Origin of the sequence: Paenibacillus sp. JNUCC-31 (assembly GCF_014844075.1) — a bacterium.
In the GTDB taxonomy this organism is placed as follows: Bacteria; Bacillota; Bacilli; order Paenibacillales; family Paenibacillaceae; genus Paenibacillus.
The window spans coordinates 1,372,543-1,388,301 of the sequence record NZ_CP062165.1; the positions used below are offsets into that span (position 1 = coordinate 1,372,543).

General features: G+C 42.9%; 7 protein-coding genes and 2 pseudogenes. 2 read left to right on the forward strand and 7 right to left on the reverse strand.

Annotated elements, in window-relative coordinates; all coding sequences use genetic code 11:
• Positions 1-113: 113 nt before the first annotated feature.
• The 7 genes and pseudogenes from JNUCC31_RS34035 to JNUCC31_RS05855 all read right to left on the reverse strand — a co-directional run.
• A pseudogene (locus tag JNUCC31_RS34035) lies at positions 114-2,351 on the reverse strand (type I polyketide synthase); the annotation flags it as partial.
• Between the two features lie 285 nt (positions 2,352-2,636).
• Positions 2,637-6,992 (reverse strand): annotated as a pseudogene (locus tag JNUCC31_RS34040) (SDR family NAD(P)-dependent oxidoreductase); the annotation flags it as partial.
• Positions 6,993-6,995: 3 nt separating this feature from the next.
• The gene (locus tag JNUCC31_RS05835; RefSeq protein WP_192269384.1) at positions 6,996-7,829 is read right to left on the reverse strand and encodes a class I SAM-dependent methyltransferase; all 834 of its coding nucleotides are present in this window, start codon (positions 7,827-7,829) and stop codon (positions 6,996-6,998) included.
• Positions 7,826-8,626, reverse strand: a complete 801-nt coding sequence (locus tag JNUCC31_RS05840) for an alpha/beta hydrolase (RefSeq protein ID WP_192269387.1) — start codon at positions 8,624-8,626, stop codon at positions 7,826-7,828. Before JNUCC31_RS05840 ends, JNUCC31_RS05835 begins: the two co-directional genes overlap by 4 nt.
• Positions 8,626-11,907, reverse strand: coding sequence for an ACP S-malonyltransferase (gene fabD, locus JNUCC31_RS05845; RefSeq protein ID WP_192269390.1), 3,282 nt, complete (start codon positions 11,905-11,907; stop codon positions 8,626-8,628). The genes JNUCC31_RS05840 and fabD overlap by 1 nt, the downstream gene beginning before the upstream one ends.
• Positions 11,892-12,602 (reverse strand): MBL fold metallo-hydrolase, encoded by a 711-nt coding sequence (locus tag JNUCC31_RS05850; RefSeq protein ID WP_192269393.1) that lies wholly within the window; start codon positions 12,600-12,602, stop codon positions 11,892-11,894. Before JNUCC31_RS05850 ends, fabD begins: the two co-directional genes overlap by 16 nt.
• Positions 12,590-13,390 carry a 4'-phosphopantetheinyl transferase superfamily protein gene (locus JNUCC31_RS05855; RefSeq protein WP_228469535.1) on the reverse strand — a complete coding sequence of 267 codons (801 nt, stop codon included), beginning with the start codon at positions 13,388-13,390 and terminating at the stop codon, positions 12,590-12,592. The genes JNUCC31_RS05850 and JNUCC31_RS05855 overlap by 13 nt, the downstream gene beginning before the upstream one ends.
• Positions 13,391-13,906: 516 nt before the next feature.
• Between JNUCC31_RS05855 and loaP the strand changes: the two genes are divergently transcribed.
• Positions 13,907-14,557, forward strand: a complete 651-nt coding sequence (loaP, locus tag JNUCC31_RS05860; RefSeq protein ID WP_192269399.1) for an antiterminator LoaP — start codon at positions 13,907-13,909, stop codon at positions 14,555-14,557.
• Positions 14,529-15,752, forward strand: a complete 1,224-nt coding sequence (locus JNUCC31_RS05865) for an MFS transporter (RefSeq protein WP_192269403.1) — start codon at positions 14,529-14,531, stop codon at positions 15,750-15,752. Before loaP ends, JNUCC31_RS05865 begins: the two co-directional genes overlap by 29 nt.
• Positions 15,753-15,759 lie beyond the last annotated feature (7 nt).

The following is a 15,759-nucleotide window of genomic DNA, read 5'->3' on the forward strand; positions in this document are numbered from 1 at the left end:
TGACTGGATAAACGAATAGGTTCTACCGAACTTTCCTGCCAGTGCGGAAGAAGAAAAGCAGTGCTCAAGGATTCAACAGTAGCCGTAGATGTAAGCTGACGAACTAGGCTAACCTTCTCTTCCGGAACCCAGTACCGGTCCTTGGCGAATGGATATGTCGGCAGGCTCATTCGGCTCGGTTTATTCCCTGCATACAAGCCGTTCCAATCGACGGAAAGCCCCTTGCTCCAGAAGGCTAGCAGTTTGTCATATTTCCCTTTTTCCATCCATGCCTGTGCTACCGTTTGCCAATCTTCGTCCCCTCCGATCAGCGCCATTGCTTCTTTATCCTTCCTTGCCTGCCCTGTGTATAGGTCAGTATGCTCGTCTTTCCCTTCCACATAGCCATGCAATTTGTCCTTCAGTTCTTCCAACGAAGCTGCTGTGAAGCCCAGGCGCTCGTCCATCGCTTCTCTCCCGACTTGCAGGGTATATGCTACTCGCTCCAGTTCCGACTCACCAATGGCTCCGCGCTGGATCGCTTCAAGCAACAAGCGGGCTTGTTCGTTCAGACGCTCTGCGTTTTTGGCCGATAAGATAATGATTACCGGCTGTTCTCCTCTCACCGCTTTTACCGGGTTAGACGTTTGTGCTACATACTCTTCAATCACCACATGCGCATTTGCCCCGCCAAACCCAAATGAGCTTACACCTGCACGCCGTGGAATTGCGTTTCCTTCCTCATCTTCAAGTGCTTTCCACTCCTCTTCTTCCTGTACAATATAGAACGGACTGTCTTTCAGTTGGATATAAGGGTTGATCGTCTCACAATGTAAACTTTTCACGAGCTTTCTATGCTTCATTTGTAACAGCACTTTTATCACGCCTGCCACACCTGCCGCCAGCTCCAAATGTCCAATATTGCTCTTTACAGAGCCGAGTCCACATCTTCTTTCCGGTTGGTTTACTTCTCCCGTATCTTGGTACAGCGTCTTGAAAGCCGACTTTAACCCGTTGATTTCAATCGGATCCCCCAGTGAGGTCCCCGTACCATGTGTTTCGATATATGTCACTGTTCCTGGATCGATTCCCGCTTGCCGATAGGCTGAAAGCAAGAGATCTGCTTGGGCTTTCGGATTAGGTGCAGTGAGTGACGCAGCCCGGCCCCCGTGATTTTCCGCGGTTCCGCGAATCACGCCATAGATGTGATCCCCGGAAGCCTCGGCTTCGCTCAGCTTCTTCAGTAAGAGCATGCCAACCCCTTCGCCTCTCACATACCCATTCGCTTCGCTTGAGAATGTCTTGCATCGCCCGTCCTCACATAACATTCCCGCTTTGCTGAAGCTGATCTGCAGCTCTGGCGATACGATTGTATTTACGCCTCCGGCAATGGCCATTTCACAGTCACCACTCTGAATAGCTCTTACCGCACGGTGGATGGCGACTAGAGAACTGGAGCAGGCCGTTTCTATCGGTTCGCTCGGTCCGTGAACGTTCAGAAAATAACTCATCCGGTTCGGTCCGACAGAGGGAACCATTCCTGTAGAAGAATAACCTTCAATTGTAATATTCGCACGCAAGAGCAAATCGTTGTAACCACTTGCAGTGGTACCAGCAAATATTCCAGTATTGGTTCCAGACAAGCTTTGAGCTGAGTAGCCCGCATCCTCGATCGCTTTCCAGACATAGGTCATTAAAAGCCGCTGTTGCGGGTCCATAAGTTCTGCTTCTTTTGGCGAAATGCCAAAAAAGAGTGGATCGAATTCATCAACACCATTGATAAACCCGCCCCACCGGCAGTTCATTTTATTCACTTCAGTCATAGGATCGCCATAATAAGTCCGCCAATCCCAGCGCTCTACTGGAATCTCGGAAATGCAGTCTTTGCCTTGAGCAAGGTTCTTCCAAAAGGCATCCACATCGTCTGCCATCGGGAAGATGCCACTGATACCTACGATTGCAATACCATCCTTACCGCTGTCTGATTGTTTCAACTTCTGGTCTGTAGCTGCATAAACCGAATCAACGCGACGTTTGTTTTCTCGTTTAAATCGAGGCTGCTCTGGATTAATCTTCGTCTCTTCAATTTGTTTAGATGCAGCAGCGGTAGCTTCCGCTTTAACATAAAAAAATGGAGTCAACTGAATGGAAAACTCACTAATCAAAAACGCCACATACTGTTGTATCGTCGGATATTCAAAAAACAGCGTAGGTGAAAGTTCCAGATTATACAACTGATTAAGTTTATTGGTCATCTGTGTGAACGTAATGGAATCAAATCCGTAATCGGTTAATTCGGTCTCGGTATCGATATCGTTCGCATCTACTTTAAGCAAATTAGAAACGGACTGAACAAAAGCAGTCTTCACTTTCATAATCAATTCTTCATTCGTCGCTACACTACTAGCTGAAGCTGATGAACCGATTGTCTCGCTTACCACTTGCTGACGTATATTTAACTTCCCACTTTCGTCCAGCAGTTTTTGCTTGAACCGAACAGCATCGCCTGACACGATCATTATCTGATCTTTACTAGTGCTCCTTGCCCGTTGAAAGAACTCAAGACCGTCTGCCGTATTCAATGCCTTCATACCCCAGTGTTGGAACAAGTATGCTGCTCCTGCTTCATCGACCTGCATCCCGCCTTCCTTCCATAAGGGCCAGTTGATCGAGACCATCCGCGGTTGTTTACTCGAGGCATTTCGATACGTAACGTAGGCATCCATAAACGCATTGGCTGTGGCATAATCGGCCTGCCCCATATTGCCCAAAATCGCTGCGATGGAGGACAAAACAACAAAAAAATCAATTGGTTCTTCTCTTGCAGCCTCTTCCAAATTCAACAGACCAGTCACTTTCGGAGCTACTACATTTTTAAATTCATCTGAGTTTTTGTTCATGATAAGACCATCACGAATGATTCCTGCTCCATGAATAATACCATTTAACTTTCCATATCTTTGGCGAATGCCTCGGACTAAATCCATAACCGCAGTTTTATGTGTTACGTCTACCCGCAGGTACTCGATTTTGGCTCCAAGCTCCTCAAGTTCCCTATGCTGAGCTTTCATTTGCAAAGAAAGCACCGATTTCCCGATCAGAACTATCGTTGGGCTTTTGCATTTGCTGACGATTTCTTTGGCAAATATGCGCCCCAGCCCACCATTACCACCCGTAATCAGATAGACTCCGTTGTCCTTCCATGACACATCGGAATGTTCATAGATTGGATCAGCTTCTTTCCAATCACGAACCATCCTGGTGCCATTTTGATAGCGAACAAAAAGATCTGTACAGTAGCTGTTTTCTTTTAATATCAGTACAATTCTATTTGCATCTTTCCAGTCATCCGTTTCAATTATCTGTCCGGCAAATCCCTTCCACTCCAAGGCGGCTGTTTTTAGCAGACTAGAAAATGCCGAATACAATTGCTTTTCATTATGAACAGGGACGACAATCTGCATAAAAGCGGATGTTTTTTCTGTAATGATAGCCTTTAATCGTTCAAAGAGTTGAACAGCATACTCTTCAAATCGTTGCCCGAGCTCTTGATGTCCAGATTGCAGAACAATGCATTCAGAATCCATCAACAAACGTGCAACCTTCTCATTAACTTGATCAGCCAACTCACACAATACAATCATTGAGTTTGTGCGTATTTCAGCTTTATCTCTGGTAGTAATGGGCTGCTCCCGCCAAGTCGGATACAACATAATCGCACTTGAAGATCTGGATGTTGTCTCGCCCGAGACAGCATTCATCCGCCTGCTCGTTAGCCCCTTCATGCTAACGCATATTGTTCCATCCTCGTCACAAAGCAATATCTCCATTTTCTCTACTTTATCTCCAGGCTGGCTTCCCTCACTATAACGGACATAAGCCCACATTGTGGAGGTACAACCACGGAGCAACTCCAATTCGTTTAAAGCAAAAGGCAAGATCGGGTTCATCCGGTCTTTGTCTACTAAAGTGCCTGCGATATCTATATGGAACGCTAGAGTGAGCTGAAATGCAGCATCCATAACGCTCGGATGTAGAATGAATTGCTCTTGTGTGTCCATCACAGACTGTGGCAGAACAAGCTTACCAACCAGATAGTCCTTACCCCTGTAGATGTGTTCAATGCCCTTGTGGGAAGGCCCATATGCAAACCCAAGTGCATGGAAATACTCATAGCAATCACTGGACCGTAGCACATTTTCACTTTGGTTAATCAAGCTTTCAATATCCAACTTCGTGTATATAGTAGATTGATGGGAAATAGCAGAACCTTGTGCATGGAGAATGGTATCCTCTCCATGCATACTATTATCACTAAAAATTCCGAAGGAGATATCTCCATTCTCTTCCGGATACAAACTTACATGTACTTGAATAGGTTCGTCTTCCAATACAAAAGGTCTGGACCAGATAATGTGCTTGAGTACAATATTCTCATGCCCTAAAGCTCTATTCGTGGCATGTTCGATTGCGATCCTGGCCATCTCCAGGTAGGCAACGCCTGGCAATACCCGTCGTCCTTGAACAACATGATCTTTCAAGAAGAATTCCTCTCCGTCGAAAGAGGAACTGTATCGTTGTTCATCAAGCGTAGAAGTATTTTGGTGAATTAACGGATGGAGCGTTGTCATTTCACGTCTAGTTCTTCTCTCTTTGGTTGAGTTTTGTACCGTAGGTGCCCAATAACGTTGCTTGCTAAAAGGGTAGACGGGCAATGGAACCCTAGATCTAGATTGATTCCTATGCAGGCGTTCCCATTCGGGATTAAACTGCCGACTGTACTGTGCAGCTAACTCATTCAGCATTTTCCGATACTGCTCTGGTGTTAATTGCTGCAAATCCTCCACTTCGGCATAATAAGCATCTCCTGACTCAGCCTCAATACCTGTATCGTTTAAATCATCTTCGTATGCAGCAATATCATTAAGTCGTTCGAGTAACTCATTAGTACTCTGTGCAACAACTGCCAAGCGGAAAGGGAAGTGGCTGCGCCCTTGTTGAAGAGTATATGCTATATCCGCTAATTCAAAATTTTCCGACTCTCGATGCAGCCACTCTATCATGTCTTCGACTTTTTGCTTTAACGCCACCTTCGTTTTTGCGGATAACGGAAACAGGTGAGCATCGATTGTTGTAACATCGTTCTGCCTTCTGACCTGTGTAGCTTCTTCAAGTATCATATGGCAGTTTGTCCCGCTAAAACCAAATGAACTTATCCCTGCCCGTAATGGATACCCCTCCACAGGAGTCCAGTCCATCAGCTCCGTATTTAAATAAAACGGACTTCCCTCAAAATCGATGTGCCGATTAGTTTGCTGCACATGTATGGTTGGCGGAATCTGCCTATGTTTCATGGCCATCAACACTTTAAACATACCTGCAATGCCTGCCGACATAATGGTATGTCCGAAATTCGGTTTGTGTGAACCTATGGCGCAGTATTGTTTTTTATCTGTAAATAGGGAAAATGCTTCACTTAATGCTTTAACCTCAATCGGATCCCCCAATTTAGTGCCTGTTCCGTGGGCCTCGATGTAGCTAATGGTTCCGGGATCAATGTCGCTTTTTTCATAGGCCTCACATAAAAGAGCTTTCTGAGAAAGCATACTTGGAGCTGTTATTCCTTTTGTTTTTCCATCCTGATTAATTGCACTGCCTTTAATTACACCGTAGATATGGTCACCATCCGCCATAGCACGCTTTAATGATTTTAATACTACGGCTCCAACACCTTCCCCAACAACGATGCCGTTGGCTGAATCGTCAAACGTCTTGCACTTACCGTCTGACGAAAGCATATTCGTCTTCGATGTCATGACATAAAATTCAGGTGAGCTAAGTATAAAAACACCACCGGCTACTGCAATCTCGGATTCCTCTTTACGAATGCTCTCGCACGCCAGATGGATGGCTACCAAGGCTGAGGAGCACGCCGTATCGATCGCAAGACTTGGCCCCTTAAAATTCATGAAGTAAGATATCCTAGCTGCCAATATGGCCATATCGTTACCTAAGAAAGTCTGTGAGCTTACGTCCTCGCCTTCCAATGTCCGTTCTTTATAATCGGAGCTTCTTCCGCCTACGAACACTCCGACTTTTTTTCCTGACAGTTGTTCGGATGAATATCCACTGTCCTCTACTGCCTTGTAAGTCTCCTCCAAAAATAACCGTTGCTGAGGATCCATCCGTTCAGCTTCTGCTGGAGATATGTGAAAAAACAAGGGATCGAAGCTATCGACTTCTGACAACAGCCCTCCCCACTTGCTAACTGATCTATTTTCTTGCGCTGGATTCGAGTCATAATAGGATTGTTGCTCCCAGCCAGGACGGTTAATGACTTGAATGCAATCATCGCCTTCCTTCAAATGGTTCCAAAATTTATGAATGTTCTCTGATCCAGCATATCTACCTGAAATTCCGATGATTGCGATATCTGACTCTCGCACAACGCTTTCGGATGTATTGTTGCAATTAGCTTCCATATGGTCCGCTTCACTTTTTGCCTTTCCATAGGTATGTAAAATGTGTTCTGTTAGCATATCTATGTTGTCATAATCGTACATGACTTCAAATCCGAGACCAATTTGTAGCTTACGATTAACCTCCTCAACGAACTCCACTCCCATTACAGAATGCACGCCCAATTCACCGAAGCTTGTTCTAGCGTCAGGTAGTTCGCCACTTGTTTCCTGAAGAAGGCTATTCAGAATCTGCTGCAATAACAAAGTCGTCTCTGGCTTGCTGGAAAGATCACTTCCTATATCAAGTGACCTCAGATAATCAACGAGTGAGGAAATATCATTGTAATCAAAGATTAATTCAACACCTATTTGGGTGCCTAATCTTAAGTTGAGCGTTTCCACAAATTCGACAGCAACTATAGAGTTGACACCAATATCTGAAAACGGAGCATCTAAGTTAAGCTCATTACTCTGTTCCCCCAACAAGGAAGCTAAAACATCTTTTAACTCTAACTCAAGCGCTCCACTTTCTGTTTTTGCGTCTATATTCAAATTTTAAACCTCCCCCACAGACATTTTCTCGCCAACGGCCATATAGAGCTGGCGAAGGATCGCATGATCCTCACTCTTCACCACATTACGCCACTGTACTGAAATATCTGCTAACACTTTGCTAGGCAAAAAACCGTCACGCACTAGCTTTGACGGAATCCCAATCCCTTCCGATTTGAAAAACTTCTCATCTCCGACCACTTCGCTATGAGCACTTATGACTTCAAAATCAATATTTGAGAGTCCTCCTCTTTTCAAAATCAAGGGTAATTCTCTGCCTATTTTCGGGTTCCCCCCTTCTTGCGATCTGGATTGACAATATGCTTCATATAGCTCTCTTAACGAACCAAAAGAGGGGAAGGTCATAATATGCATTTCAAAATCATTATCCACAAAAATAGCTTTCCCACCTGGCTTGATTATTCGGCAAATCTCACGCACAGCACCTACCGGATCAGGCAAATGCTCGAGCACGAGCCTAGTAATGGCAAAGTCAAACGAGTTGTCAGGGAACCCTGTCGTCATGATTGACCCTTGTACTATCTCATAACGATCAAACTGGTTCTCCTTCAAATATTGGGCGGCGTATTCCACTAGAATAGAATCAATTTCTAGAGCTGTTATATGGATATTAGGTAACGTTTTCAATAGATTCTCAGTCACAAATCCCGGTCCCGAACCAAGCTCAGCGATTTTCATGCCATCTTCCAGACCGAATTCGACGTATCGCTTAAACTCTTTATCCCAAAACAAATCAACCTGAGCCTTTAAACGATTAATTTCTTTATCAATATTGCTTGCGATCGTACTAATCTGATAGGAACCTTGCGAACTCATAATTTGCCCTCCACCACTTTCAATTTTTCTTGCAAAAAAGTAGCAATCTTATCGGCAGCTTGTTTCCAGTTTGGATCCAACATCATATCATGACACATATCAGCAAAAATGATCGGTTCAACATGATAAGCTTTACCTAGGTGTCGAAGTGATTTTTCCGCAAAAAGGTTATCACTCTGAGATCCAATAATAAGAAGCGGTACCTGAACAGGAAAAATTCGCGGCACAATTCGCCTGCACATTTCCATACCTACTCTGTTAGATTCGGGTTGGAGAAGTGCAGCGAAACGAACTGTCTGTTCATCACTTAATCTATTATTGAACAATAGAGGGTATGGAAATTTTTTGGTACTTGTTTGATTAAAGGCGTTTAACTGAAACATCCATCCTGTTTTCTTTAGAAATAATCTCATTAAAGAACCAAGCATACCGTTCGGTGGGACAGATGAAAGTAATACAGCGGCTCTTATCGTTTCTGGCGCTGTATGCATAATTTGTTGCACGATTGCCCCGCCCATAGAATGACCTATTAGAATCGGCCTTTCGTTCATTTGGCCAATCGCTGTGACACAATCCTCTTTGTAGTCGCGGAGTGAATACGAATGCAGTTTATCACGCCCTTCGCTATGACCATGTCCACGCAAACTGATCGCATAGCATGAAAATCCAAGGGCGGAGAAGTAAGGTATAAAATATTCCTCCCAACACCATGCCCCGTGGTAAGCTCCGTGTATGAACAGAATAGGTGGAAGCATTCCTGTATTTTCATTACGCTTAGATATCATTTCGATCTTCATTAAACAAGGCTCCCTGTTTTAAATGCGTTGATACGTGCATTAACGAGTGCAGCTGTCTCCCTCATCATGGTAATGCCAATCTCGTCCACATGACGGTTTCTCCAACTCTCCATCGCTGTTCCCTTAACCCACTGGTTAAAGGATCCTAGTGCAGGACCACAATGTATTTGAAAATCAACCTTATGTTCCAATTGGCCACTCATAGCAAGTCGTGTTGAATGTCCAAAGTACCATCGGAAAATCAAAGCCATTTTGTGTTTGGTATTTCGCTCAGCTTTCTCAATTTCTTGTGGAGGTTGATAATCTAGAACTTCCTGATACACTTCTTCAAACGAACGATTGAAATATTTCTCTTGAAGCAACCGCTTCGTTTTTTCATCTATCTCATCAATGGAATTGTACTGCTTATAGAGCTCATACAGCTTATTAGCCCGTACAGGAAAAAATAATCCCTTCTTCAGTACTTGTACTTTTGCTCCGATCTCGAACATATCGCCTGCTGGTGCATACGCAGTATCCTGTACATTAGCCTCCTGCAGTAAATCTTTTGCCGCATCACTTGTATCTGCCTCAATAGTGCATTGGTTGATGGAACCTGTCACGATAAAGTCTGCACCAAGCATAAACGCAGCCATTGCAGCAACCGGAGTACCTATCCCCCCCGCTGCACCAACCCTAATCCTTTTACCATAACCATATTTCTTCATCATCTCATCGCGAAGCAATGTGATCGCCGGCATTAATGCGTATGCTACACCTGAATCTGTGTGTCCCCCAGAATCAGCTTCCACACATATGTCGTCAGCCATAGGTACTTTGCTCAACAGTCTAGCTTCAGTAGCCGTGATTTTATTGAGCTCAACAAGCTTATCAACCATTCTCTGCGGTGCTGGACTTAGGAAAGCTTCCGCAACCTCTGGTCTTGATAATTTAGCGATGATTCGATTTCCAATGCTGATGCCTCCGAATGCTGTTTCCGTCAACCCTTTTGCTCTGTAGATGATCAAAGATGGAACAATGCCCATAAAGGCGGAGGCTTCAATATTTTTTATACCGTACTTTAAAAATAAGGATATCGTATGTTCCTCTGCCGACGGATCGGACGGGTTATGAAGTAGGTTCATCCCGTACGCTTCTCCTTGGCTCAGCTCCTTTTGAATCGACTGGATACTTCGTTCAATCCGGTCTAGACGAAGTCCCCCGGTACCATAAAATCCAAGCATTCCGGCTTTAGCTACACGTATAACCATTTTTTCGGAAGCGATGCCGCGGTACATTGCACCTGTGACATAAGCATACTTAAGACCATAATCCTCCTTAAATTGCTTATCACCCAATGACTCGCCTGTGACCAGACCTTCTACAATTTCGGTGTTGTTCGTGCCGGTAACCTTTTCCGTCATCTTATCTGTAGTCACACTTGAGACAGGAACGATGGGCGTTGCTTCTTTCCGTATGTAGCCTACCAACTTGGTCAGCACGTTACCAGGTCCAACTTCTGTGAAATCGACTTCACCCAAACCAAGTAAATAGCGAATAGTGTCATTCCACTTTACTGGACTAACAATCTGTTTGATTAGATTGCTGCTGATATCTTCCTGCAAATAAGGTTGTGCGTGAACATTAGAAATAACAGGAATAGACAGCTTGGAAAAGCTATGTTCAGCCATAAATTGTTCAAATTGTTGTTGGGCATCTGCCATATAACGAGAATGAAAGGCTCCACTCACATTCAGTGGCACATACATTTTGGCCCCCGATTCTTCAAAAATCGACTGAGCCTGTGCAATATCATTCTTCTGTCCAGCAATAACAACTTGGGACGGTGCATTATGATTGGCCACATCGATACCTGTCAGATGGTTCTCATGTAAAATATTACGCACCTGTTCGATGGTTAAACCAATAACCGCAGCCATTCCACCCACAGGAGCCTGGCTCATCAGCTCTCCACGTCTTTTGACCAGTTTTAAACCTGTTTCAAAGTCAAATGCTCCAGCGGCTAACAATGCGTTATACTCACCTAAACTGTGCCCAGCTACATAATCGGGCAATTGGTTCGTTTGCTCCACTTTTTTGTAAAAACTAAGCGCAGATACAACGTATAAAGCTACTTGCGTATATTGAGTTTGACCTAATTGTCGATGCGGATCTAAGAGACAAAGTTCTTTTATGGAATACCCGAGAATTCGGTCTGCTTTTTCCGTCAAATCTCGATATTGATCAAACAACTCTCCCCCCATACCTTTGTGCTGAGATCCTTGTCCAGGAAAAAGATATACATTCATTGAACTCCGCCCTTTCTTATTCGAATTGGTTTCAGATAGGCCACTCAATTTTGCATATATTCGCTTATAATTGGCTTCATTACTTCCAAACGGTGTCATAATCGAATAACACTCCGATTGGGATTGTTCAGATAGTATCCTTTTGGCTAGATTAGTCAACGTTCCCGATGGGCCTACGTCAAGATAAACATACTCTGATTCTCTTTCCAGTAGACGGATAGCCTCTTCAAAATGTATTGGGCCTCGTACAACATCCCAAAAATAATTGTATGTAACCGTTTCCAATCGCTTCCCATAACGCGACGAAAGAAAGCCAATTTGTGATGGCCCTAATGTCTTAGTTTGGGTAGAAACGTTAAGTTGTTCCGCAGCATTATCAATCCATGAAGAATGGAATGCAAACCGTACTGGCAGCGTTTGGGTAATGATACTCTTAGCTGCTAAACGTTGTTTAATGGCTTCAATATTCCTCGTCAAACCTGATAAAACAAAGTGTGTATCACCCGTTTTGGATGCCATCTCACATTCCATTTTGAGCTGCTGATCGTCTTCATAGTGACTGTAACTGCCGAGTACCGCCAACATTTGTCCAGCCTGACAATGCGTTTCTATAGCCTTCGCATGGGCAAGTAACAAGTGAAGTGCATCAACAGGGGCTATCAAGCCAGCGACCGATGCAGCAGCGAATTCCCCTACACTACTTCCAAGAACACATTCTGGGATTATGCCATCCGCTATTAGTGACTGAGCCATAGCGAATTCGACCATAAATATGGCCGGATGCGAATACAGTAGTCGATCAAATGGTTCGTCCTTGCGGTTGCTCTTGTCAAACATTCGAGAAATCACAGATTCACCTATTTCCGCTTGTATCTGATCGTCGAGTACTTTCATCCAATAGCGGAAAGTTGAATTGTTCTCATACATGTCCTTGCCCATATGAAAGTATTGGGAACCTTGTCCGGAAAATAAAAATACTACACTTTTCCCCATAATCCACTATCCCTTTTCCATGTTTGATTTTTCCGCATACGGAACTGAACAAAATGCTCTTGGTGTTCCAAAGCAAAATAAATATTATTCGTGAGCAAATAGCCCAGCATACGACTGCCAGGCTCTTCGCCGTAGGAATGCCCTGAGTATATGCGAACCGATGGACGTACAATACGTTTAATTTTTTGAATACTTTCATACATCTGATGTGCAGATCCCCCAACTGTTTCACATGATCCACAGCCTTCGATAAATACCGTATCTCCACAGAACAAACTTTCAGTTAGTAAATAGCATGTGCCTCCTAGCGTATGACCGGGCGTCAGCAAACACATGATTTGCGTCCCCCCTAACTGAATATGGTCAAAGTCATTTAGAGCATTTAGATTTTTACTTGAGAACTTGTAAAATTCTATTTCAATGCGGGACATATAAACCTGAGCTCCATAATAATCAACCAATTCAGGTACCATATTGATATGGTCATTGTGGGAATGTGTTAACAAAATCATTGATGGAATAACGCCAAGCTCTTTACAAGCTGTTTTAATCATTTGAGCATCCCACGCCGGATCAACGATTGCCGTTTGCCTGGTCATTCGGTCAACAATAATGTAAATATAGTTTATAAGGTGTGGAGGTCCTGCTTTTAACGTCGTAATTTCGTACGTCTTATTCTCGCTTATGTCAAACATAACCTTAGCCTCTCATTTAGTGTATTTAGGAACTGCGTGAAATCGATACATAATTTTTTGGGATAGGTTATCGAACACACATACATTCCGAAGATAACGGATACTGTCTGATATTGAGGAAAATGGGTAAACAAACTTCGTACTATTCCAGCATCCACATCCACGGTTGTTGGTTTTTGAAGTTCATACAAAGAAAAACAGGTAGTCAGACCTGTTTTTAATACTTTAGATAAGGATTCCTTTGCAGTCCAGAACATAGTAAGCGTTGCTTCTGTGGAAAACGGTAAGTCCTCGATGAAACCCTTCTCCCAATCAGTCAATTGCGATAAGAACAAGTCTATTCTAGTTGGGTCGATTCGTTCGATATCGATTCCCATGGGTACCGCTTCAGGGAAGGCTAACGCTGCCCCGAGTTCGTCACAATGGGTGATGCTTACTTGCATATTTTGTTTATTTGGATGCACTACAATTGGGTGGTCCAATATTCCTCTATCGATCCAAATCTGATTTAAACGCCCCTCCCCAATCGCCCCGGAGAGCGAACATTTAGCAGCGTATCTTCCTGCTAAATAGCTTTGCTTCCTTCTATCGGCAAGACCCTGATTTAGATAATCCAGCTCGTATGGATGCAAAATATCTACCACTTGTAGACTTTGAGTATAATTTGAGGAATAACACAAGCTAAAGCGGAAATAGCGCTGCTCACCCCTCTCAGTATTGGACCATTCATGTTCGACCAGTACAGGCAGTCGGACCAATTCTCCCCCACCTCTATTCTTCTTGTTCAACTCGAAATATGTGCTTAAAATCGGACAATATTTCCTCTTTTTATTTTACGTATAGTACTTTTATAGAAACCAAAAATAAGCCATCAAGACACACCTTCCCCAGGTCGTCTGTAAGCTTATTACACACTACAACGTAGTAAATGACTATAAACGATTCATCCATTCAACGTGCCGAAACAACGATTGAATGAAACAGATAATTGTAACATTAAGGCAGATAGGTCAATATTGTCAATTTCTTTTGGAATTCATAGGTAATAATGATCATATAAAAAAATACATTGAAATGAACTTTTACACTTCCTTTTCTTTCCTCCTAAGTATATAATGATCCAGTGTTGGTTTACAATTATCATTTTTGTAAATTTATTTCAACATTTTTCGACATAGAATGATCTTTTTTTGAGAAGAATTATTTTTTTACAAAAAAACGTTATAACTTCATGTACAAATTTACATAGTCATGATTTAATTGGATAAAACATCTAATTAATGGATGAGTAAGGGTGTTGAGGTATGAAATGGTATGCACTCTCAGTACAAACAGGAGAAGAGAACAAAGCGAAGTTATTTTTACAAAACAAGTTTGACCAACATGTTTTACAATGTTTAGTGCCCAAACGTCTTGTTCCAGAGCGAAAAAATGGCGAGGTGTATCATGCAGTTAAATTGATATTCCCTGGATATTTATTTATTAGAACCCACATGACATTCAAACTCTATTATGAGATAAAAAAAACACCTAGAGTGTTAAGTCTTTTGAGTTATCTGAATCCTAAAGATCGGTGTTGTGATTGGAGCAAAAAGTCTATTTCGAACATGGGTGATTCCGTTGATGAAGATACTTTCTTCAAGAACGTGCCGGATGATGAAATGAGTCAGATTCTCAAGTTGTTGGATGACAAGGGTATGCTGAGTTACTCCCAAGTTGTCGTTCAAGAGTCTGAAGTATTTGTTCAGTCTGGGCCACTAACAGGGATGGAAAGCATGATCAAGAAAATTGATAAACGCAAAAAAAGAGCAAAGGTCTCCATCCATTTCTTGGATTCAGATAAAGTGATCGACGTCGGAATTGATGTGATTTCATCTCCGTCTATCACGGAACAATCACAAAATAATCGTTTAGGAGGAACAAGCATTGGCGGTTTTGAAAACAGCGGAAACTAAGCAATTAGGTCCAAAGAAAGCAGCTCTAAATTTTATATTCTTCACCATATTAATTGATTTTTTAGGTTATGGTATCATTGCTCCACTATATGCATTTTACGTATTGCAGTTCTCCACCTCAGCATTTATTATAGGTTTGCTAGCCACTTCATACGCTCTCATGCAGTTTATATTTTCACCCATTCTGGGGGCTTTATCAGATCGATTCGGCAGGCGTCCTATCCTCTTACTTTCACAGCTAGGTGCAGCTATCGGGTACATTCTCTTTGCAACATCAGATCAGCTCTGGTTATTATTTGTCTCCAGAATGATAGCCGGCTTAACAGCTGGGAACATTTCAACAGCCCAAGCTTATATCGCCGATGTCACCTCCATTGAGAATCGTTCTAAAGGATTTGCCATTTTTGGAGCCGCATCCGGGTTGGGTATTGTATTAGGTCCACTTATTGCTGTTGTCGCCGTAAAACATAGCCTTGCGTTACCCTCTTTGGTCGCAGCAGGATTCGCACTGTTGAATTTAATTTATGGACTGTTTGTTTTACCAGAATCACATGTAAAACGGACAGCACGCTCGTTAACCATCTTTAATCCAATCAAAACACTTGTAAAATATTTATCTATGCCACGTGTAAACATCATTACACTTGCCATATTTATGATGTACCTATGTTACCTTAGTATTCAGACCATTTTGGCACTATTTGCGGTCGACCGCTTCGGTTATGGGCCTTCACAAGTGGCATACATTTTAACTTATGTTGGCTTTCTATCAGTCGTCTTTCAAATTGGCTTACACAAAGTCATTAACAAATTCCCAGAATACAAGTTGGGGGTTTCAGCCTTTATAATCATCGTTATGGGATACTTAGGCACAAGCTTTTCTTATAATCTATGGATGTTGATTATATCACTGACCGTAACCTCTTTAGGTAATGCCATTGTACAAACCATTTTGTTGGGACGACTCTCTAGACTTGCTCCTGAAAGCGAGCAAGGTTCCATAATGGGGGCATCTCAATCTATGAATTCACTTGCTGCCATTATTGGTCCAATTCTCGGAGGGCTGCTGTACCAATATTTTGGTGCAGGAGCACCTTATCTGGGCGCAGTCGTCTTCGCACTTATTGCACTCAGCTGTTTCACGTTCTCATTTAATAAGGTTGGCCAGACAAGTACAAATCAAAAAATGATTTAAGGAGAGA